The organism is Leifsonia soli, assembly GCF_013408745.1.
Lineage (GTDB): Bacteria > Actinomycetota > Actinomycetes > Actinomycetales > Microbacteriaceae > Leifsonia > Leifsonia soli.
In genome coordinates this window covers 3,858,309-3,879,309 of sequence record NZ_JACCBJ010000001.1, presented here as the reverse complement: position 1 = coordinate 3,879,309, position 21,001 = coordinate 3,858,309, and the positions used below count along the sequence as shown (strand labels likewise).

Below are 21,001 nucleotides of genomic sequence, written 5' to 3'. Positions count from 1 at the left end.
GCCGCCGCGACGTCAGCGCCGCGGAGTGGATGCGCGCACGCGCACCTCGGCGGAGACCGGCGGCAGGTCCGCGGCCGGCTCCTCCGCGAGCGCGAGTTCGAGCGCGCGGGCTCCGATCTCGGCGAGCGGCAGCGACACCGAGGTGAGGGCAGGGGTGACGTCGGCGACGAGCGGGATGTCGTCGAATCCCGCCACCGCGATCTGCTCGCCCGGCGCGATCCCCGCCTCCCGGAGGGCGGCCATGGCGCCGATCGCCATCACGTCGCTCACCGCGAACACGCACTCGGGCCGCGCACCGGACCGGAGCAGCTCGGCCATCGCGCTGTGGCCGCCCGCACGGGAGAACTCGGCGTGGGCGACCGCGGCCGATGGCACGACCGACCGGAAACCGTCGACGCGGTCGCGGACCGTCACGAGCTCCTCGGGGCCGGCCACCACGGCGAAGTCGCCATAGCCCAGCGCCAGGAGCTCGTGAGCGAGCGCGGCCGCCCCGCCGTGATTGTCGACGGCGATCGACCGGTGCTCCGGGGCTCCCCCGCCGATGACGGCGACGTTCGCGCCGGCGCCCCCGAGCGGATCGGCGGCGCCCGGGACGGCGTCGTTGCCGGCGACCCGGCGGACCACGCGGCTTCCGGCGAGGACGACCGCGCGCGGGCGCTGTCCGCGGAGCGCGGTCAGCGCCGCCTGCTCGCGGGCGACGGACGCCTCGCCTGCGTACGGCCCCGTCGCCGTGATCGTGACGATGAGCCCGCGCTCGTCCGCCACGCGGATGACACCGGACGCGATGGAGGCGAAGTAGGGATCGGCGATATCGCCGACGACGAGAGCGACGACGTTGCTGGTGCCCCGTGCGACGGCCTGCGCCTGGATGTTGGGGCTGTACCCGAGCGCGCTGGCTGACGCGAGCACCCGCTCCTGCAGCGCGGGGTTGACCGTCCGCGTGCTGCCGTTGAGCGCGCGGGACGCGGTCGCCAGGGAGACGCCGGCGTGCGCCGCGACGTCGGACAGAGTGGGGGCGTTCTCGCTCACAGCCCCAACCTACCGGCCGCGCATCCGCGCCCTACCGACGGACCGGCGGGGTGGACGCGCGGATCACGGGATGCGCCGGCACCGTTCGGCCTCCCGCCTCGCCGCCGAGCGCACGGCGGACCGTCTCGTCGGCGACCTGGTCGAGCGGCACGTGGACGGTCGTCAGCGCGGGAACGACGTCGCGCAACGTGGTGATGTCATCGAAGCCGGCGACCGCGACATCCTGCGGGATACGACGACCCCGGTCGCGCAGGCCGGCGATCGCGCCGAGGGCCATGTCGTCGGTGATCGCGAAGACCAGCTCGACACGGCCGAGCACGTCGTCCGGAAGGGCGCGGATGTGATCACGCGCGCCCTCCCAGGAGAACTCGGGGTAGGCGACGGTCGCATCGCCGCCGAAGCCTTCGACGAAGCCGTCAACGCGCTGCTGCATGGAGAGCAGCGGTGTGGCGCTGCCCAGAACGAGCGCGCGACGATAGCCGAGGGTGGACAGCTCCGCCGCCAGCTCCCTGGCGCCTTCGCGGTTGTCGAAGGTCACCGTCTCGAAGGGCAGGTCCGTGCGGCTGATCAGCACGACCCGCCCGCCCGTCTCCTCGAACCGGCGCAGCTCGGCCACGAGCTCGTCGCCGTTGGGCGGATCGACGTACCCGGTGCCCGCCAGCACGATCGCCTGCGGCTGCTGTCCGCGCAGCTCCCGTACCAGCTCCAGCTCGCGGTCGACGCGCCGGTCCGTGACGGCGATCGAGACGCGCATCCCGTACTCGGCCGCCTGCTTCATCAACTCGGAGGCCATGGCCGAGAAGTAGGGGTCCGAGATGCCGCTGATCACGAGGGCGATGGTCCGGGAGGTGCCGCGCGCGATGACCTGGGCGGCGAGGTTGGGCGTGTAGCCCAGTTCGCGGGCCGCGTCGAGCACGCGCCGCCGGTAGCTGTCGGCGACGGTCCGTGCGCTCCCGTTGAGCACCCGCGACGCGGTGGGCTGCGAGACGCCCGCCCGCCGCGCGACATCGGTCAGCGTGACGGGACGTCGGGGCGCCGCCTCGCTCTTCGCCTCACCCACACCGCAACAGTACCGGCTCCGTCCCTTGCTGGGAATGCGCATACCGGGCGCGGCGCGATGCCGCCGGCCGCCCGGTCACATCGCGATCATCGCGACGAGCATCCCGCCGCACACGACGGCGGAGACGGCGGTGTGCAGCCGCCGGACGCGCCGTGCGAGCAGCAGGCGGCCGACCACCCAGCCTGCGACGGCGACCACGATGAGCGCCGGCCCGACCGGACCCGCGATCGACGCCGCCAGGTGGCGGTGCGGCGACGCCACCGCATGAGCGACGGCCGGTCCGCCCGCGACCTCGCCGCCCGAGAACGCCATGCCCACCAGCACGAGCAGCATCGCCCACAGATCGACCACGTGCTCACGGGCGAAGGCCGAGCTGCGTGCCATGCGGCCGTAGCCGCAGGCGAGCAGGGCGAGGGCGACGGCGGCGGCGCTCAGGGCCGCGGCATCCCCGGCGAGGCAGGCGAGCGCCATCACCGCGGACTGCGGCAGCTCGTGGACGAGCGTGCCGACGGTGCGGTGCGTCGCGCCGCGCGGGTGTGCCGGGACGCCGGTGGTCCGTGCGGATGCGCCCGCACGGACCACCGGCACCGCGGCCGCCCCGGTGGTCACGCCCGCCAGACCGTCTTCACGTTGGTGAACTCGCGGATGCCGAACGCCGACAGCTCGCGTCCGTAGCCGGAGTCCTTGATACCGCCGAACGGCAGCTGGGGGAAGGACGCCGTGAGCCCGTTGACGAAGACGCCTCCCGCCTCGATGCGATCCTGGAAGAACGCGGCCTCCTCGTCGTCCCGGGTCCACACGCTCGAGCTCAGGCCGAAGTCGGAGTCGTTCGAGCGCTCGACCGCCTCCTCGGCCGACGCGACGCGGTAGAGGCAGGCCACCGGACCGAAGCACTCCTCACGGAAGATGCGCATCTCGGGGGTGACATCGCGCAGCACCGTCGCCGGGTAGAACCACCCGGGACCCTCCGGCAGCTCGCCTCCGGCGAGCAGGGTCGCTCCTTTGGCCACCGCATCCTCGACCAGCTCGTGCGTGTCGCGGCGCACCTGCTCCGTCGCGAGCGGACCGAACGACGTCGCCTCGTCGAACGGATCGCCGACGACCTGCGCGCGCATCCCTGCGACGAAGGCCTCCTCGAACGCGTCGTAGACGTCCGTGTGCACGTAGTACCGCTTGGCGGCGATGCAGCTCTGGCCCGAGTTCTGCACGCGGGCGTTCACCCCGGCGGCGGCCGCTGCCGCGATGTCCGCGGACGGCATGACGACGAACACATCCGTGCCGCCGAGCTCCAGCACCGACTTCTTGATGTTGCGGCCGGCCGCTTCGGCGACGGAGGACCCGGCACCGACCGACCCGGTGAGGGTGACGGCCCGGATGCGGCGGTCGTCGATGAGCGGGGCGACCGCGCCGCCCTCGACGAGGACCGTCTGGAAGGCGCCCGCCGGGAACCCGGCACGCTCGAACAGCGAACCGAGATAGAGCGCGCTCTGCGGCACACTCGACGCGTGCTTCAGGATGCCGGTGTTGCCCGCCATCAGCGCGGGAGCCGCGAAGCGGATCACCTGCCAGAACGGGTAGTTCCACGGCATGACCGCCAGCACCGTCCCGATCGGCTGGTAGCGGACGCTCACGGCGGAGGCGCCGACGTCGCCCGCTGCGACCGGGTGCTCCTCGGCGAGGTACTCCGCGGCGTGATCGGCGTACCACCGCATTCCGCGCGCCGACTTGGACACCTCGTACTTCGCCGTCCCGATGGTCTTGCCCATCTCGGTGGTGACGAGCGCGGCGACCTCGTCGAGCTCGGCGTCGAGGATGTCGGCGGCGGCGCGCATCCATGCGCCCCGCTGCTCGAAGGTGGTGTCGGCCAGTCCGCGGTAGGCTGCCTCGGCGCCGGCGAGGATCTCCTCCAGCTGCTCGGGCGTGTGCGGCTCGAACGTCTCGAGCGTCTCGCCCGTGGTGGGGTTGATGGTGGCGATGGCCATTGCTGACTCCTTTGTTGTGACGGCCGATGGGATGCGCGCGCGGCTCACGCCACGATGCGCCTGGCCAGCTCGACGGCGCCGGCGACCGGTGCGTCTGTGAGCGGCACGACGGTGAACCCGGGATGCGTCGCCGCGACCGCCCCCGAGAAGGCCGCGAGCAGGCGCGGCTGATGGGCGAAGACACTGCCGCCCACGACGATGTGCGAGCCGGTGGCGCCGCGGGAGACCAGCCGGTCGATCAGCGCGGCGAGCGCGGAACCCGCCCGGTCGATCACGGACACGGCCAGACCGGAGCCGCCATCGGCCGCCGCGAAGACGGCGACGGCGCGCGGGCCCCAGCTTTCGGGGGTGGGGTCGTCGTTGACGGCGCGGGCGAGCGCGGGGGCGGACGACACACCGAAGGCGCGCTCCAGAGCGGCGAGGAGGCCGTCGTCCGGAAGGCCCTCATCGTCGGCGCGGAGCGCGGCGACGGTGGCCTCGCGCACGATCGCGGGCGCACCGCCCTCGTCGCCGATGACCCAGCCCCAGCCGCCGGCGAACAGCGTCCGGCCCGAGGCGTCGGCACCGACCGCGATGGAGCCGGTCCCGGCGATCACGCCGATCCCGTCGCGGAGACCCGCAGCGGGGACGAGCAGTTCCGCGTCGTTCACCACGGCCGCGCGGTATCCCAGCTCACCGAGGGCGGCACGGAGCTCGCGGGCGTGCTCGACCGTGTCGAGCCCCTGGGCGCCGACGCCCAGGGCTGCGACGGTCGCCCCCTCGGGGAGCACATGACGGATGCGCACATCCAGCCACCGTGCGGCGCCGCCTGCCGGGGATGCGCTCCATTCATCCGCCGGCAGGGCGACGTCGGCGACGCGAGAGCCGTCGAGGGTCTCAGCGCGCACGCCGAGCTTGGTGCCTCCGGCATCCAAGCCCACGATCACAGGAAGCGGGGACGCCGTCACGCGGCGCCTCCCGCATCCACCGACACCTTGGTGTCCGCGTTGTGGAACACGAACTCCTCGATCTCGACTCCGCGCACATCGGCGACCGCTCCGACGAGGATCTGCATGACGAGCGCCTCGAGCACCGCGCGCTGCGCGGCGGGCAGTTTGGGCAGCAGCACCGGGTGCAGCGTCGGGGACGCATCGACGGCCTCCGCCGAGACGAGCACCACGTGATGCCCGGCGTCCGCCAGCGTCGTCGCGAGGTCGAGCTCCCGGCTGTCGCCGAAGACCACGTGCACCCCGTCGCCCGCCGACTCCATCGAGCCGTGCAGGTACTGCCGGGTGCTCATCCCGGTCGCCGGGATGCGCGCGACCTCGCGGAACAGCAGCGCGCCCGCCTCGGCCGATCCCACCGCCGGGCCCGCGCCGACGAAATCGCTCGACGACACGGTGGCGAAGAGCTCGGCGAGCGCCGAGACCGGAGCCGTCAGACGGTCCTCCACCTCGGCGAACGTCTCGGCCAGCCGCCACCATCCGGCGTCCGGGGTCCCGCCGTCCCAGGAGTCCGCCAGCAGCCCGAGCGCGGCGACGGTGGCCGTGTAGCCCAGCGTCGACGCGTAGCTGTCGGCCAGGTTCCCGAGCGAGAGCGTCGAGGCGATGCGCCCGATCGGCGACGGCTCGCTGTTCACGACGGCGAAGCGCAGCTCCTGCGGCACCGACTCCAGCACCGCGAGGGTCTCCGCGCTGCGGCCGCTCTGCGAGATGCCGACGATCGGATGCACGCTCGGAGGGAAGGGCACCGGGTAGTCGCCCGCCCCCAGACGCAGCGAGTGGATGCCCCGCGACCGCAGCTCCCACACCGGCGCGCACGCGGCGGCGAGGCTGGCTCCGATCCCCACGAAGATCGGCCCGGGCCCGGCCAGCTGACCGAGCGCGGAGCGGGCAGCGACCTGGTCGGCGATCAGCGGGATCGCCCGGCCGAGCTCCTCCGCCTGCGTCGCGCGTGCTGACGCGTACGTGATGTACCCCTTCATCGGGATCCCCCTGACTGTGCTGGGCTGGTTGGTGTGGTCGTCGCACTCGGGTCCCATCCGGGCGGGAGCGGTTCGACGGGCGGTGCGGTGCTCTCGACGGTCACGGGAGCACCCGAGCGGGCCGACTCCTCGATGGCGAGCATCACCTCGAGCGCATGGAACGCGAGCCGGCCGGAGGCGCGAGGAGCCCGGCCGTCGCGCAGGGCGCGCGCCAGCTCCAGCACGCCGACACCGCGTTCGCGGTGCGCCCCGGGCGGCGGGACCTCGCTCCACGCGTGGTCCCGGTCGTCTCCGGCGAGCAGTCGCGTCGGGCCGTCGAAGCCGCTGACGGGCACCTCGAGCACGCCCTCGGATCCGGTGATCTCGAAGGCCTGCCGCCGCCGCGGCGAGTCGAAGCTGTACACCGACGTCCCGACGACGCCGGACGCGAACCGCGTGAGCACGCTCAGGTGCGTGTCGACCTCGACGGGGAAACGCAGGCCGGCGTCCGGGCCGGACCCGACCACGCGCTCGGCTCTGGGTCGCTGGCCCATCGCCTCCACGGACGCGATGGGACCGAGCAGCTGGATCATCGTGCTGACGTAGTACGGGCCGATGTCGAACAGCGGACCGGCGCCCCGGGCGAAGAGGAACTGCGGACGCGGGTGCCACGCATCCGGGCCGGGGCCCTGCATCAGCGTGAGGAGCGTCCGGGGCTCGCCGATCGCACCGTCGAGCAGCAGTCGCTGCGCGTTCTGGATGCCCTCGCCGAGGATGGTGTCCGGCGCATTGGCGACGACGACTCCCGCTGCCTCCGCTGCATCGAGCACGGCGCGCGCCGACGCGAGATCGAGCGTGAGCGGCTTCTCGCCCCAGACGTGCTTGCCCGCGGCGATGGCCGCGAGGGCCACCTCGGCGTGCGCGGCCGGGATCGTGAGGTTGACCACGATCTCGACGTCGTCGCGGGCGAGCAGGTCGGCCACCGAGGGAGCGGCATCGATGCCGTACCGCTCGGCCTGCGCGGCTGCCCGGCCGGCGTCGAGGTCCGCGACGGCGACCACCCGCACATCCGGATACGTCGCGAGCGAGCGCAGGTACTCGTCCGAGATGTTGCCAGCGCCGACGATCCCGACGCCCGTCGCGGTCATGCGTCCACCGCCGGAAGGCGCTCGGAGAAGAACGCGGCGTTGCGCTCGACGAGCGGGAACACATCCCCCTCGTGCACGACGACCTCGACCACCGGCAGTTCGAGCGACCGGCTGGCGGCGATCGCCGCGGTGACGTCGAACGGGTTGGTGCCGTCCTCCTTGACGTGGAGGAACCGCAGCCGGTCCCCGAGCCTCGGGATGAGGCCGAGCACGTCCTCGCCGCCGACGGCCGCCCAGTAGGTGTCGAGCTCCAGCACGACCGCGGGGTCGAGCGCGTCGACCAGCACGTCGTAGGCCGTCCGCCCGTCCACGCGCTGAGAGAACTCGAAGTCGTGGTTGTGGTAGCCGATGCGGATGCCGCGCTCGGCGGCCACCGGCACCACGGCGTTGATCGCGTCGGCGAGCGCGAGCACGCCGTCGTGGTCGGCGATGCTCGCCGGCGGCACGAAGGGGACGATGACCGTGCCGATCCCGAGGCTCTCCGCGGCGTCGAGGACGGCGTCGCGGTCGAGCTCGGTGATCTTCGCGTGCGCGGTCGCGGCGGTGAGTCCCGTCGCGTCGAGCGCGGCCCGGAGTCCCGCCGTGTCGCTGAGGATGTCGTACGGCTCCACGTGCGTGAAGCCGTATCCGGCGAGGCGCGCGAGCGTGCCGCCGAGCGCGTCCTGTCCGATGTCGTCGCGGACGCTGTACAGCTGGATGCCGAGACTCACGCGCCGTGACCTCCGTGCTCGTGCCCGTGCTGGTGCGCATCCCCGTGTCCGTGATGGCCGGGCGCGCAGTGGTCGCCGACCGACTCGGGGATGTCGAGAGTCGGGTTGGCGCCGAAGAAGCCGTGCGGCTTGAGCACGAACCCGGCCGAGTCGACCGGCATCACCGGCCAGTCCTCGATGCGGGGGAAGTGCGTGAGCCCGAAGGTGTGCCAGAGCACGATGTCGGCCCCGTCGACGTCCCGGTCCGCGGCCGTCCACTTCGGCAGGCCGGCACCTCCCGGGTGCATGTTGACGAAGTCGCCCGCCGGGTACAGCTCGCGGGGCTCGTAGGGAGTGACCCACAGGTGCTTGGCCGAGTAGGTCGCGCGCTGGTGGATGTCGGAGAGCTCGTCAGCGAGCAGCGCGGGCTTCCCCTCCGGGTACAGCACGTACCCGACGTTCCCGCCGAGCCGGTTCCGCCTTTCCGGGTTCGAGACGAGCCACACCCGGTTCTTGGCGTTGTCGGCCATCCGCTGCGCCTCCTTCTCGGTGCGCAGGCGCGTGACGGTCTGGGTGATCCCGGTGCCGGTGGGGTTCTCCGGCCCGCGCGGCACGAGCACCGCCTCCAGTTCGTCGACCGCGTTCTCCAGGCCGTCGACCATCATGTCGAGGCGGGCCGAGAAGAGGTGCTGGTGGTAGGGCGCTCCCAGACCGGGTGCCAGCTCCGATGCGTACGCGTAGCCGGGGCCGGGGTAGGCCGAGGTGAACACGACGCCGGTCGCCTTCACCTCCAGCTCGATGTTGCCGTCGAGCGAGAAGTACCAGTAGAAGCCGTAGTCGTAGTTGCCGACGGTCACGAAGAAGCTGACCACCAGCCGGCGGTTGCGGCGCGAGTCGCTCGAACCGTTCCAGTTGTCGAAGTGCTTCCAGAGGATCCCGGCGTCCTCCTCGTGGATGCAGATCGCCTGCGGGATGATGCGGACGTTGCCCGCGTTGTCGGCGAGCGTCGCATCCAGGTACGTGATGTCCCCGACGCAGTCGCAGCCCAGCTCCAGGGAGTTCGCGAAGCCGCCGAGCAGGTACTCGCCGCAGTCGAAGAAGTTCTGGAACCAACGCTGGGGGCTCGGGTCGCCGTACGGCACCATCATCTCGGCGATGGAGGCGCGGTACAGCACTGGGCGCTGAACGCCGTCGTCCGCGACCGAGACGTTGTGGAAGACGAGCCCTTCGCGCTGGTCGAACGACACCTGCAGCTTCCAGCCGAGCCAGGACAGCACGCCGTTCTCGTCGATGGTGAAGCTGGGCCCCTCCGGCTGGGTGATCTCGATCGGCTTGAGGCCCGCCCGGTCCGGCTTCCCGACCCACTCGCGGAGGTGGAAGTTGCCGTCCTCCTGCGGAACGGGCAGGTCGACGTAGTCGATGACATCGAGCACCTCACGGGTGACGACATCCACCATGACCGTGACGCCGTCGACGGGATGCGCCCAGCCGAGATCGTCCGGCGTCTTCTGCACGAAGGTGAAGCAGCGCTGGATGCGGCGGCCGGCCTCGTCGGTCGCCGGCGCGCCGGCCGACAGCGGGTTCACGCGCAGTGTCGAGATGTCGGTGAGGCCGCGCTTGGCCATGGCCGCCAGCCACCGCTCGTCCTGGTGCACGATCTCCTCGACCAGCCCGAACTCGGCGAGCACGACGGGCACCTGCCCGTCGGCCGGGTCGAGCTCGACCGCCGAGACCAGGCGGTCCTCGGCCGGGCAGACGACGACGTCGTGGGAGGCGCCGGTGCCGAAGTCGACGAGCATGGCCCGGAAGCGGCGCGCGTCGGGCCGCGATCCCGGAGCGAGCAGCGTGCGCTTGTCCTGCTCCAGCAGCCCGAAGTACGACACGTGGCCGTCGGGCCCGAGCAGTCCCTCCCGCTCGAGGATCGCCCGGGAGGCGGCGACCTCCTCCGGCCGGAGGCTCGCCAGGGCAGCTGCGATGGCGGCGTCGGTCTCCGGGTCTGCGAGCGACGAGGTGGGCGCTGGTGCGGTTTCGGTCACGTCAGGACTCCGTTCTGTTGTGGCGGGAGAAGTAGGTGCGCAGGCGATAGCGGTCGCCCGCGTACTGCACGGTCGAGGCGAGCACCGCCCGCTCCGACCGGTTGCGCACCACCTGGTGCATCACGAGGGTCGGCGTTCCGGGCTGGACGCCGAGCTGGCCGGCGACGTCGGCGCTCGCCTCGCGGGCCTCGATGGTCGTCTCCGCGTTGGCGAGCTCGTTGCCGGTCTCGGTGAGCGCCTCGTACAGCGAGGAGGTCTCGAAGTCGTAGCTCTCGGCGTCCGGAAGCAGGGCGGCCGGGATGAGCGCCCAGTCGAGGGCGATCGGCACGCCGCCGAGCATCCGCACGCGGCCCAGGCGGAAGATCGGGAGGCCCGGGGCGATGCCGAGCAGCTCGGCGTCGTCGATGGTGGAGGGGGCGACGCTCGCCTGCAGCACGCGCGAGCTCGCCGCCAGCCCCATCCGCTCGGCCGTCTCGCTGAAGGACTCGAGGCTGTTCGGCCACTCGTTGCGCTGATCGCTCTCGCCGGACACGTACCAGCCTCGGCCGTGCGACGGCGCGAGCGCGCCGTCCTCCACGAGAGCTTGCAGCGCCTTGCGGAGAGTGACCCGGCTGATCCCGAGCGTCAGGCAGAGCTCGCGCTCGGGTGGCAGGCGCGCGCCCGCGGGCAGCGAGCCGGAGGAGATCCGCTCGCGCAGCGAGTCGGCCGCCTGCATCCAGAGCGGGTCCGGGTAGTCGGTCCGGACGACGCCCGTCGTGGTCGGTGTCGTCGTCATCGCGCGAGGCTCACCGTCTCCCAGACGCCCGAACGCATCGAGGCGTAGCAGGCGTCGAGGATGCAGTTGACGACGAAGCCGTCGTCGAACGTCTCATCCGGCTCCCGCCCCTCGGCGAAGCGCTCGACGAAATGCCGCATCTCCTGGCTGAAGCCGTAGGCCCTGGCCTCTTCCGGGACCGGATACACCCATCCCGTCTCGGCGTCCGCCTTCTCGACCAGGTAGCCGGCGGGGTTCTCGATGAATCCCCAGACGGGCGTGTGAGAGGTGTCCGTGACGAGCCGGCCGGCGGTGCCGACGAGCTCGTGCCGCAACTGCATGCCGCCCTTCTCGATCCACGACGACTCGATCTGCGCCAGCTGACCGCCCGCGAACTTGAGGAGGGCGATGGCCGTGTCCTCTCCGGTGGTCTTGTCCGCGTGGGCCATCGTGGCGCCCCACGCGAAGACCTCGGTGACCGGGTTGTCCTTCCCGAAGAAGTGGCGTGCGGACTCGACCGTGTGGCAGCCCATATCGAGCAGGGCTCCCCCGCCTGCCGTCTCGGCGTCCCAGAAGTGCGGGGCGTGCGGACCGGAGTGCGCCTCCCGCGCCCGCATGGTGAGGGGGTCGCCGATCGCACCGGCGACGACCATCTGGTGGGCTTTCGCGATGTTCGGCGAGAAGACCGAGCTCTCGGCGTAGCCGTGCCAGACACCGGCGTCGCGGACGATGCGGAGGATCTCTGCAGCCTCTGCTCCGGTGCGGGCGAGCGGCTTTGTGCACACGATGCCCTTGCCCGCGGCCGCGGCGATGCGGACCGCCTCGACGTGCACCTCGTTGGGGAGCGCGATGACGACGAGGTCGATCTCCGGGTCGGCGCACAGGGCAGCCATGTCGTCGTACTGACGCCGGATGGGGCCCCACTTCTCGGCGAAGGCCTGAGCGCGGGCGAGGTCGCGCGAGTAGGTGGCGACGAGCTCGGCCCCGCGGACGTCTTGGAGGGCGTCCGCGTACGTGTCGGCGATGAAGCCGGAACCGAGGAGTCCTACTCGAATCACATTTCCTCCTGCTGGAACGGGTGTGATCGCCATAGTAGCCATGTGGTACGCCATTGGTCTATACCGAAACCCGTAATAGACCAGAAACAAAATACCTCTTGCTACCTCTATGGACCGCTATGTATGCTCGCGGTCAATCCATCACCCCGAACCCGAGGAGAATGCAGTGCGACCACGCAAGTCGATGAAGATGCGAGTGGCTGCGGCTCTCGCGACGGTGGCGGCCGCCACGCTGATCATCACGGGATGCGCCGGGAGCGGCGCCTCCAGCAGCTCCCGCCTCCTGAACGTGTACTCCGGCAACCCCGGCAACCTGACGAACAACTTCAACCCGTTCGTCGCCGACGTCGCCTACGGTGCGAACGGCGCCGTCCTCGGCGCGGTCTACGAGCCGCTGTTCTACTTCAACTCCGCCAAGAACGAGAAGCCGCAGCCCTGGCTCGGCACCGAGTACACCGTGTCGCCCGACGGCCTCACCTACACCGTGACCCTGCGCGACGGCGTGAAGTGGCAGGACGGCAAGCCGTTCACCGCGGCCGACGTCGCCTACACCTACACCCTGCTCAAGGAGAAGCCGGAGCTCAACCTCTACGGCCTCAAGATCGCCGAGGCGAAGGCCGTCGACGACACCCACGTCACCATCACGCTCAGCCAGCCGGACTACCCCAACGAGTACCGCCTGCTCGGCCTCACCTTCATCGTGCCGGAGCACATCTGGTCGTCCATCTCCGACCCGGCGAAGACGACCAACCAGAAGCCGATCGGCACCGGCGCCTTCGACTTCGGCCAGTTCACGCCGCAGTCGGTGACCCTCACGGCCAACAAGGACTACTACCAGAAGGGGCAGCCGGCGATCCCCGGCATCCGGCTGGTCACCTCCACCGGCAACGCCGCAGCGCTCAACTCGCTCAACGCGGGTCAGATCGACTGGGCCGGCATCGCGCTGCAGGACGTCCAGAAGTCGTTCGTCGACAAGGACAAGAAGTACAACAAGTACACGTCGATCCCCGCCGACATCAAGGTGCTGATGCCGAACCTCAGCAAGGCGCCGTTCAACGACCTCGCCTTCCGTCAGGCGCTGAGCCTGTCCATCGACCGCGACGCCATCATCAAGCAGGCGTTCGGCGGCACCGACACCCCGGCCAACCCGACGAGCCTCCTGCAGCCGCGGGACGAGGCCTACATCCCGGCCGACTACAAGGGCAAGACGCTCGACCAGGATGTGGACAAGGCCAAGAAGATCCTCACCGACGCCGGCTACTCCTACGACGGCTCCGGCAACCTGATCGGCAAGGACGGCCAGCCGGTGAAGTTGAAGATCACGACCGTCACCGGCTACACCGACACGATCACCGCCAACCAGCTGCTGGTGCAGGACTTCCAGAAGATCGGCGTGCAGGCCACCCCGGAGGAGCTATCGCTCGGCGCCTACTCGACCGCTCGCCAGAACGGCTCGTTCGACCTGCTGGACGACCGCATCCCGACCGGCCCGAATCCCTTCCAGCAGTTCAGCGACAGCCTGGACTCGGCCAAGACGGCACCGGTCGGCAAGCCGGCCAACGCCAACTTCGTCCGCTTCCAGGACCCGAAGGTGGACCAGCTGATCGCCGAGGCGGGCGGCACCAACGACCCGGCGCAGCTGACCAGCGCCTACCAGGCGCTCGGCACCTACTTCGCCGAGAACCAGCCGTACATCATCCTCAGCCAGAACGGCGCGGTGACCACCTACCGCGACCAGTACTTCACCGGGATGCCCACACCGGACAACCTGTGGGCGACCCCGTCCAACTGGCTCTCCGGCAACATCGGCTACATCGCCAAGTCGCTGAAGCCCGTCAAGTGACCCCTCGGCGCGGGGTGGCGGTGACCGGCCGCCGCCCCGCGCCCCGACCCGGCGGGACCACCTCATGCGCTACTACCTCAACAAGCTCGGCTTCTACCTGATCGCGGGCTGGATCGCGATCACCCTCAACTTCCTGCTCCCCCGGCTGGTCAAGGGCAGCCCGGTGGATGTCATCCTCGCCAAGACGCAGGGCGTCGCCCCGATGCCGCCGGAAGCCCGGCACGCCCTCGAACTGCAGTTCGGCGTCTCGCACGATCCGCTGATCGTGCAGTACGGCCAGTACCTGCACAACATCTTCACGGGCCAGTTCGGCCTCTCCGTCAGCTACTACCCCACCCCCGCGATCGACGTCGTCATGCAGGCTCTGCCGTGGACGCTCGCGCTGGTCGGACTCGCGACCGTCATCAGCTACGTGATCGGCGTGGTCTTCGGCTCGTGGCTCGGCTGGCGACGCGGGACCTGGACGGACGCGATCCTGCCGGCCTCCACGTTCTTCTCGGCGATCCCCTACTTCTGGCTCGCCCTCGTGCTCGTCTACGTGTTCGGCTCGATCCTGCACTGGTTCCCGGTGAGCGGAGGCTACGACCTGAACATCGCGCCCGGGTTCACACCGGAGTTCATCGGCTCGGTGATCGTCTACGGCGCCCTGCCCGCGATCACGATCATCCTCGCGTCCGTCTCGGGCCAGCTGCTCGGCACCCGCAACATGATGGTGTCGACGATGGCCGAGGACTACGTGGTCACGGCACGCGCCAAGGGCCTGCGTCCCGGCCGGGTCTTCGGCTCGTACGCGATGCGGAACGCCCTGCTGCCCAGCGTCGCCGGATTCGCCATGTCGCTCGGCTTCATCGTCAACGGCTCCGTGGTCACCGAGAGCGTGTTCGGCTACCCGGGCGTCGGCTTCACCCTGCTGACCGCCGTGCAGAACAACGACTACCCGCTGATGCAGGCGCTGTTCCTCATCATCACCCTGGCCGTGCTCGGCGCGAACCTCGTCGTCGACCTCGTCTACGGCTTCATCGACCCGCGCACCCGCCTGGCGAACTAGGAGTCCCCATGAGCTTCACGCAGCAAGAACTCGCCGACCCGGGGCTGTCCGGCTCGGAGCCGGACGCGGACGACGACACCGCGGCGGCACGCACCGGCTTCCTCCGCGCGGCGGGACGCCCCCGCCGCGGCGACCGCCGCCGCACCTCGCGAGGCTGGAAGTTCTGGGTCGGGATCGCCATCTGCGCCTTCTTCGCGCTGGTGGCCCTGACCGCCCCGTTCCTCGTGCCGAACCCCAATCAGTCGAGTCCGGTCGGGCTCCAGCCGCCCAGCGCGGACCACTGGTTCGGCACGACCAACATCGGGCAGGACGTCTTCGCGCAGGTCTACGCGGGAACGACGGGTTCGGTCGTCATCGGCGTCGTCGCCGGAGCGATCACGGTCGTGCTCTCGATGCTGTTCGGCATCGGCGGCGCGTTCCTCGGCGGGTTCTGGGACAACCTGTCGTCGCTCATCAGCAACGTCTTCCTGGTCATCCCCGGGCTGCCTCTCCTCATCATCGTGACCGACTACGTGGAGTCGCGCGACATCGTCGTGATCGCCATCGTGATCGCACTGGTGTCGTGGGCGGGCGCGGCCCGCGTGCTCCGAGCGCAGACGCTCTCGGTGCGCTCGCGCGACTACGTGGATGCTGCGCGCGTCGCCAGCGAGTCGAGCTGGCGCATCATGCTGCGCGAGATCCTCCCGAACCTCATGCCGATCATCGCCAGCCAGTTCGTCTTCGGCGCCCTCGGCGCGATCCTCGCCGAAGCGGGGCTCTCCTTCCTCGGGCTCGGCGCGCCGGGCGGCAAGAGCTGGGGCAGCATCCTGTTCTTCGCCCAGAACGCTCAGGCGATCACGCTCGGCGCCTGGTGGTGGTTCGTGCCGCCCGGGCTGTGCATCGCCATCCTCGGCGCCGCCCTCGGCCTGATCAACTTCTCGATCGACGAGCGGATCAACCCGCGCCTGCGGACGGCGGCCATCGCCAAGCGCTCGCGTTCCCGCTCCACCGCACCGAAGGGAGCCGCCGCATGAGCGACCCGCTGCTGCGCATCCACGACCTGACCGTCGACTACGCCACGGACCGGCCGGTGCGGGCCGTCGACGGCGTCTCGCTCGACATCCACCCCGGCGAGATCGTCGGCCTGGCGGGCGAATCGGGCTGCGGCAAGTCGACACTCGCCTACACGGTGACGCGGCTGCTGCAACCGCCCGCCCAGATCAGCGGCGGCTCCATCGAGTGGCGCCGCGAGGACGGCGGGACGACCGACATCCTCGGCCTCGACGGCCGCGAGCTGCGCGCCTTCCGCTGGCAGGAGATCTCGATGGTCTTCCAGGGTGCCATGAACGCGCTCAACCCCGTGCACAGGATCGGCTCGCAGATCGAGGACGTCTTCGTGGACCACCGCGCGGGACTGAGCCGCTCGGAGCGCCGGGAGCGGGCCGCCGAGCTGCTCCGCACCGTCGGCATCCCGGTCGACCGGCTGAAGAGCTACCCCCACGAGCTGAGCGGCGGGATGCGTCAGCGCGTCATGATCGCCATGGCGCTGGCCCTGCGGCCCCGGCTGATCATCATGGACGAGCCGACGACGGCGCTCGACGTGGTGGTGCAGCGCAACATCCTGGAGGAGATCGACCGCCTGCGCAGCGAGTTCGGCTTCGCCGTGCTGTTCATCACCCACGACCTCGGTCTCCTGCTCGAGATCAGCGACCGGGTCGGCGTCATGCTGTCCGGCCGGCTCGTGGAGGAGAACACCCCGCAGGCTCTGCTCGACGGCGCCGGCCACGAGTACACCCGGCACCTGCTGCGGTCCTTCCCCAGCCTCCGCGGCGACGTGCCGCTCACGGGCACGCGCTATGTCGACATCGAACGAGGAGAGGAGGCGCTCGCATGACGACGCTCGAAGCGCTCCATCTGGCCAAGGACTACCAGATCCGCGGGAGCGGCCTGCGCCCGCACATCCTGAAAGCGGTCGACGACGTCTCGCTCGTCGTGCGTCCCGGGGAGTCGGTCGCGCTCGTCGGCGAGTCGGGGAGCGGCAAGTCGACCATCGCCAAGATGCTCATCCGGCTCGTCGACCCGACCGCCGGCGACATCACACTCGACGGCGAGCGCATCGGCTCCGGCCACCGCGCCACCAAGCGGTACCGCAAGCGCGTCCAGATGGTGTTCCAGGACCCGTTCTCCTCGCTCAACCCGTCGCTGCCGATCCGGCACCAGCTGGTGCGGCCGCTGCGCATCCACGGGATCGTCCGCACCCGCGCGGAGGAGGAGCGCGAGCTGCGTCGGCTGCTCGACTCGGTCAACCTGGGGCCGGCGGCCGAGATCCTGGCCAAGTACCCGCACGAGCTCTCCGGCGGCCAGCGTCAGCGCATCGCGATCGCCCGGGCACTCGCCCCGCAGCCCGAGGTGCTGATCGCCGACGAGCCGGTGTCGATGCTGGACGTCTCCATCCGGCTGGAGATCCTGCAGCTGCTCGACGACCTCAAGAGGCAGCGGAATCTCGCGGTGCTGTACATCACGCACGACCTGGCGACCGCCCGGCACTTCTCGACGCAGATCGTGGTCATGCGCCACGGCCGGGTGGTCGAGCGCGGGCCGTCGAGCGACGTCATCCTCAACCCGATCCACCCGTACACGCAGCTGCTGGTGCGCGCGGCGCCCGACCCGCACTCGGAGGCCTTCGAGCTCGATCCCGAGCGCTACCGGCGGTCGCCCGACGTGCTCGTGACGCCCGACGACCCGGGCCCGGCCGAGCAGGGGCACTGGGCGCGCGCGTGGACGGACGACGCCGCCGTCGCGGAGCTGCTCGCCACCGCCTGACTCCGCGCCCGCCCGATGCGGCGAACGGAGGTACTCGGGACCTCTCCGGCTTCGAACCTCCTCCGTTTCTCGCGTCCTGCGGCGTGCCGCCCGGTGAACTCCTCCGTTTTCATCGCGGTCCGAAAGGGAGGAGATCTCGGCGAACGGCGCGGCGATTCGCCACGAACGGAGGCACGCGGAGCCGTACCGTCCGGGATCTCCTCCGTTCGCGCAGCGGACGGACGGTGACACCGCAATGCGCAGAGGGGGGCGGAGGGGCGGAGGGGTGCGCGCTAGCGCGTGCGCGCGAAGTGCGTGCGCAGGCGGTAGCGCTCGCCGGCGTACGTGATGGTCGACACGAAGAGGGGGCGCTCGGACTGGTCGACCGCGACCTGTCGCATGACCAGGACCGGTTTGCCGAGCTCCAGGCCCAGGTGCTCCGCGACAGCCCCTGTCGCCTCCCGCGCCTCGATCGTCGCATCGGCGCGGAAGGGCTCGATGCCGGCATCCGCCAACGCCTCGTAGAAGGATGCGGTGGCGAAGTCGACCGCCTCGAGCGACGGCGCTATGGATGCGGGCAGCCGCGTGACGTCGACGGCGATCGGCACGTCATCCAGCAGGCGGACCCGCTCCAGGTGGAACAGCGGCGTGCCGGGTGCGACGCCCAGCTCCTCCGCCTCGTCCAGGGTCGCGGCCTTCGTCTCCGCGCGCAGCACGGTGGACGACGCCGCGAGCCCCATCCGGTGCGCGGTCTCGCTGAACGACTCGAGGTTGTTCGGGAAGTCCTTGCCCGGCGCGGGGGCCTGGGCGACATACCAGCCGCGACCGTGGGAGGCGCTGAGCACGCCGTCCTCGACCAGCTGGCTGAGCGCCTTGCGCAGGGTCACCCGCGAGATCGACAGCTGCTGGCACAGCTCGCGCTCCGGGGGGAGGCGCGAGCCCGGCTTCAGCACGCCGGTCGCAATCTCGTGGTTGATCAGGTTGATCACCTGGATCCACAGGGGCTCGGGGTAGTCAGGCCGGATGGCGGCGACCGCATCCCGACCGAGAGTCTCCGGCTGCGTCAACGTCGATACCCTCTCCCTGCCGATAGCACGCCTCATTCATACCACTCGTTACCGCGCCGCGAGACGATCGAATGCCGCGGCGAGTTCCGCGTTGACGCGGCGCGCCCCCGCATGCTCGTCGTGGTGGCGCACCACTCGGCGTGCCCCCTCGGCGAACGGCACCGCCGGCGCGAAGCCGGGAACCAGCCGCTGCAGCTTCGTCGTGTCGAACAGCATCGTGTGCCGGAAGTCGTGCTCGAGCACCTCGTCCCACCCGGGGATCTCCTCGCCGATCGTCTCACTCGAGCGGTGCACCAGCAGCGGCGAGCGCACACCGGCGGCACGGGCCAGCTCCAGGTGGATCTGGTCCCAGGTGAGGATGTCGCCGCTGACGACGTTCACGCTCTCGCCGATCGCGTGCCCCTCGCCGAGCAGCGGCACGAACGCGCGGGCGAAGTCGCTGGAGTGCATCAGCGTCCAGAGCGACGTGCCGTCACCGTGGACGACGACCGGTTCGCCCGCGCGCATCCGCTCGATCGCCGTCCAGCCGGCGAGCACCGGCACGGTCGTCTCGTCGTAGGTGTGGAACGGGCGGACGATCGTGAGCGGGAAGCCCCGCTCACGATAGGCGTTCTCCAGCAGGAGTTCGCATGCGATCTTGTCCCTGGCGTACCCGAAGACGGGCTGCCGCCGCGGAGAGGATTCGGTGATCGGCAGCAACGGCACCGGACGCGCGAACACGGAGCACGTGGAGATGAAGACGTACTGGCCGGTGCGCTCGCCGAAGTACTCCACGTGCCCGTCCAGGTCCTTCGGCGTGAAGGCCACCCAGTTGACGACGGCGTCCCACCGCTCGTCCCCGAGCAGCGCCGGCAGCGCGGCGGGGTCCCGGACATCGCCGGTCAGGATGCGGACGCCCTCCGGCACCATGCGCCGCGGCTCCGAGCGGGTGACGATGGTGAGGTCGATACCCCGGGCGACGGCTTCGCGGGCAGCGGCCGAGCCGATCATCCCGTTGCCTCCGAGGAACAGCACGCGCGCACTCATGCGGCGACGCTCCCGCGCGAGACGCCGAGACCGACGAGGTGGCGGTAGGACTGCTCCAGCGCGTCGAAGGTGTCGACGCTCAACCGCTCGAGCTCGACGATGTGCCAGCGCAGGCCGGACGGGGCGCTCAGGATGCGTCCCCAGTCCATCGCGCCGTCGCCGATCGGAACCATCACGTCGTCCTCGTAGCTGACCGCAGGGCCGTCCTTGATGTGGACCAGCCGTGCGCGGTCGCCCAGGCGGGTCAGCACCTCGGCGGGGTCGGCGCCGCCCATCCGTGCCCAGTAGGCGTCGAGCTCCACAACGACCCGGGGGTCGAGCAGGTCGAGGAGGAGGTCGTAGGCCTGGCGTCCGTCGAACACCTGCGAGAACTCGGCGAAGTGGTTGTGGTAGCCGATGGTGAGACCCCGGGCAGCGGCGTTCTCCGCCGCTTCGTTGACCCGCTCGACGCCCGCGCGGATGCGGTCGGGCGAGTCGAACTCCTCGCGCTCCATCGACCACACCAGGGTCGGCGCGCCGAGGGCCTGCGCGGCATCCAGCAGCCGCTCTGCGGCCTCGCCCGCCGGGAACGGCGTGTGCGCGCTCGTGATGGCGAGGCCGGACGCCGCGGCGGCGACGCGCACGCGCTCTGGGCCGTACGCTTCGACGAGACCATAGGTCTCGACGCCGAGATAGCCGATGGCGGCCACCCGGTCGAAGGCGCCCTCCAGGTCGGCGAGCGCGTGCTCCAGGATCGTGTAGCCCATGACGGCGAGCGGCCGAGCGTCTGCGCCTGCGCCACCGATGCCGGGGCCGCCGATGGTCTCCGGCGCGCTCACAGCGCCCCCGCCGTCCACAGCAGGGCTCGCCGCACGAGTTCGCGCACGGGCGGTTCGCCCCACGAGCGCAGGTCGTGGCCGAGTGCCAGATACACCACGCGGCCCGCTCCGGCCTCCCGCCCGTACATCACGGGGATCTCGGCGCCGTCCGCGCGGTGCCTGCGCGCGAGCACCTGCACGTCGTCGTCCGCGAGCTCGAACTCGTAGTACTCGTCGAACAGCTCGAAGTCGGCGATGCCCTCGGTGATGGGATGCTCTCCCACGATCTCGATCGTGTGCCGGCCCTCGTGGTGGCCGGGCCCGTGGGAGAGGTAGCGATTGCCGAGCAGCTCGAACATGGGCCGGTCGGCCGGGTCCAGCCCATCCCCCTCCCAGCCCAGGATGTTCGCCCCGTGGATGCCGACGAGCCCCTTCCCGGCCCGCACCGCATCGGACAGCGCCTGCTGCTGCGCCGTCGGGAAGAGGCCGCCCGATGTGTAGAGCAGGTAGGTGTCGGCGTCGGCCGTCTCCGGCCGGGCGTCGACGAAGCGGTTCATGCCCATCCCGCGTCGCGTCACGAGGCCCGCCTCGATGCCGAGCTGCTGGTACACCAGGGAGGCCGTCAGCAGGTCGTGGTGGATGTCGTCGCCGTTCACGACGACCAGTGCGTTCTTGTTGTGCGTCATCTCTCTCGTTCTCTTGCGAGACCGCGGGCGGACCGGGTGACCGGCCCGCCCGCGG

20 protein-coding genes are annotated in these 21,001 nt (G+C 70.9%); 5 read left to right on the top strand and 15 right to left on the bottom strand.

From position 1 onward, the window contains the following. Positions 1-12 precede the first annotated feature (12 nt). From BJ963_RS18850 to BJ963_RS18800, 11 genes are all read right to left on the bottom strand, one after another. Positions 13-1,029 (bottom strand): substrate-binding domain-containing protein, encoded by a 1,017-nt coding sequence (locus BJ963_RS18850; protein ID WP_179457945.1) that lies wholly within the window; start codon positions 1,027-1,029, stop codon positions 13-15. A gap of 31 nt (positions 1,030-1,060) precedes the next feature. Further along, positions 1,061-2,089, bottom strand: a complete 1,029-nt coding sequence (locus BJ963_RS18845) for a substrate-binding domain-containing protein (protein WP_179457944.1) — start codon at positions 2,087-2,089, stop codon at positions 1,061-1,063. A gap of 75 nt (positions 2,090-2,164) precedes the next feature. Beyond that, on the bottom strand, positions 2,165-2,698 hold the full coding sequence (locus tag BJ963_RS18840) for a hypothetical protein (RefSeq protein WP_179457943.1): 534 nt from the start codon (positions 2,696-2,698) through the stop codon (positions 2,165-2,167). Next, positions 2,695-4,071, bottom strand: a complete 1,377-nt coding sequence (gene aldh, locus BJ963_RS18835; protein ID WP_089913744.1) for an aldehyde dehydrogenase AldH — start codon at positions 4,069-4,071, stop codon at positions 2,695-2,697. The genes BJ963_RS18840 and aldh overlap by 4 nt, the downstream gene beginning before the upstream one ends. A 44-nt stretch (positions 4,072-4,115) precedes the next feature. Then, on the bottom strand, positions 4,116-5,018 hold the full coding sequence (locus tag BJ963_RS18830; protein WP_343037324.1) for a BadF/BadG/BcrA/BcrD ATPase family protein: 903 nt from the start codon (positions 5,016-5,018) through the stop codon (positions 4,116-4,118). Beyond that, complete coding sequence (locus BJ963_RS18825) at positions 5,015-6,034, bottom strand: SIS domain-containing protein (protein WP_089913747.1); 1,020 nt, start codon at positions 6,032-6,034, stop codon at positions 5,015-5,017. Before BJ963_RS18825 ends, BJ963_RS18830 begins: the two co-directional genes overlap by 4 nt. Next, positions 6,031-7,161, bottom strand: a complete 1,131-nt coding sequence (locus tag BJ963_RS18820) for a Gfo/Idh/MocA family protein (RefSeq protein WP_179457942.1) — start codon at positions 7,159-7,161, stop codon at positions 6,031-6,033. Before BJ963_RS18820 ends, BJ963_RS18825 begins: the two co-directional genes overlap by 4 nt. After that, positions 7,158-7,871, bottom strand: a complete 714-nt coding sequence (locus tag BJ963_RS18815) for a TIM barrel protein (protein WP_179457941.1) — start codon at positions 7,869-7,871, stop codon at positions 7,158-7,160. Before BJ963_RS18815 ends, BJ963_RS18820 begins: the two co-directional genes overlap by 4 nt. Then, positions 7,868-9,886: a primary-amine oxidase gene (locus BJ963_RS18810; protein WP_179457940.1), complete on the bottom strand. Its 2,019-nt coding sequence runs from the start codon at positions 9,884-9,886 to the stop codon at positions 7,868-7,870. The genes BJ963_RS18815 and BJ963_RS18810 overlap by 4 nt, the downstream gene beginning before the upstream one ends. 1 nt (position 9,887) lies before the next feature. Continuing rightward, a complete protein-coding gene (locus BJ963_RS18805; RefSeq protein WP_179457939.1) occupies positions 9,888-10,661 on the bottom strand; it encodes a GntR family transcriptional regulator in 774 nt (257 codons plus the stop codon). Further along, complete coding sequence (locus BJ963_RS18800; protein ID WP_089913759.1) at positions 10,658-11,698, bottom strand: Gfo/Idh/MocA family protein; 1,041 nt, start codon at positions 11,696-11,698, stop codon at positions 10,658-10,660. Before BJ963_RS18800 ends, BJ963_RS18805 begins: the two co-directional genes overlap by 4 nt. 166 nt (positions 11,699-11,864) lie before the next feature. Here BJ963_RS18800 and BJ963_RS18795 point away from each other — a divergent pair, with 166 nt between their 5' ends. The 5 genes from BJ963_RS18795 (at position 11,865) to BJ963_RS18775 (ending at position 17,391) form a co-directional block, all read left to right on the top strand. Continuing rightward, positions 11,865-13,541, top strand: coding sequence for an ABC transporter substrate-binding protein (locus BJ963_RS18795; protein ID WP_343037323.1), 1,677 nt, complete (start codon positions 11,865-11,867; stop codon positions 13,539-13,541). A gap of 64 nt (positions 13,542-13,605) precedes the next feature. Beyond that, positions 13,606-14,589: an ABC transporter permease gene (locus tag BJ963_RS18790; RefSeq protein ID WP_089913765.1), complete on the top strand. Its 984-nt coding sequence runs from the start codon at positions 13,606-13,608 to the stop codon at positions 14,587-14,589. An 8-nt stretch (positions 14,590-14,597) separates the two neighbouring features. After that, entirely contained in the window at positions 14,598-15,602 is a 1,005-nt protein-coding gene (locus BJ963_RS18785; protein ID WP_179457938.1) for an ABC transporter permease, read from the top strand. Then, entirely contained in the window at positions 15,599-16,462 is an 864-nt protein-coding gene (locus tag BJ963_RS18780; RefSeq protein ID WP_089913771.1) for an ABC transporter ATP-binding protein, read from the top strand. The genes BJ963_RS18785 and BJ963_RS18780 overlap by 4 nt, the downstream gene beginning before the upstream one ends. Continuing rightward, positions 16,459-17,391, top strand: coding sequence for an ABC transporter ATP-binding protein (locus BJ963_RS18775; RefSeq protein WP_179457937.1), 933 nt, complete (start codon positions 16,459-16,461; stop codon positions 17,389-17,391). Before BJ963_RS18780 ends, BJ963_RS18775 begins: the two co-directional genes overlap by 4 nt. Positions 17,392-17,663: 272 nt before the next feature. Here BJ963_RS18775 and BJ963_RS18770 read toward each other — a convergent pair whose 3' ends face one another. From BJ963_RS18770 to BJ963_RS18755, 4 genes are read right to left on the bottom strand one after another with little or no spacing between them, the layout of a single operon-like run. Continuing rightward, the gene (locus BJ963_RS18770) at positions 17,664-18,437 is read right to left on the bottom strand and encodes a GntR family transcriptional regulator (RefSeq protein ID WP_089913777.1); all 774 of its coding nucleotides are present in this window, start codon (positions 18,435-18,437) and stop codon (positions 17,664-17,666) included. A 48-nt stretch (positions 18,438-18,485) separates the two neighbouring features. Then, positions 18,486-19,463, bottom strand: coding sequence for an NAD-dependent epimerase/dehydratase family protein (locus tag BJ963_RS18765; RefSeq protein WP_179457936.1), 978 nt, complete (start codon positions 19,461-19,463; stop codon positions 18,486-18,488). Further along, positions 19,460-20,281 (bottom strand): sugar phosphate isomerase/epimerase family protein, encoded by an 822-nt coding sequence (locus BJ963_RS18760; protein WP_343037322.1) that lies wholly within the window; start codon positions 20,279-20,281, stop codon positions 19,460-19,462. The genes BJ963_RS18765 and BJ963_RS18760 overlap by 4 nt, the downstream gene beginning before the upstream one ends. Beyond that, entirely contained in the window at positions 20,278-20,946 is a 669-nt protein-coding gene (locus tag BJ963_RS18755; RefSeq protein WP_179457935.1) for a ThuA domain-containing protein, read from the bottom strand. Before BJ963_RS18755 ends, BJ963_RS18760 begins: the two co-directional genes overlap by 4 nt. Between the last annotated feature and the right edge of the window lie 55 nt (positions 20,947-21,001).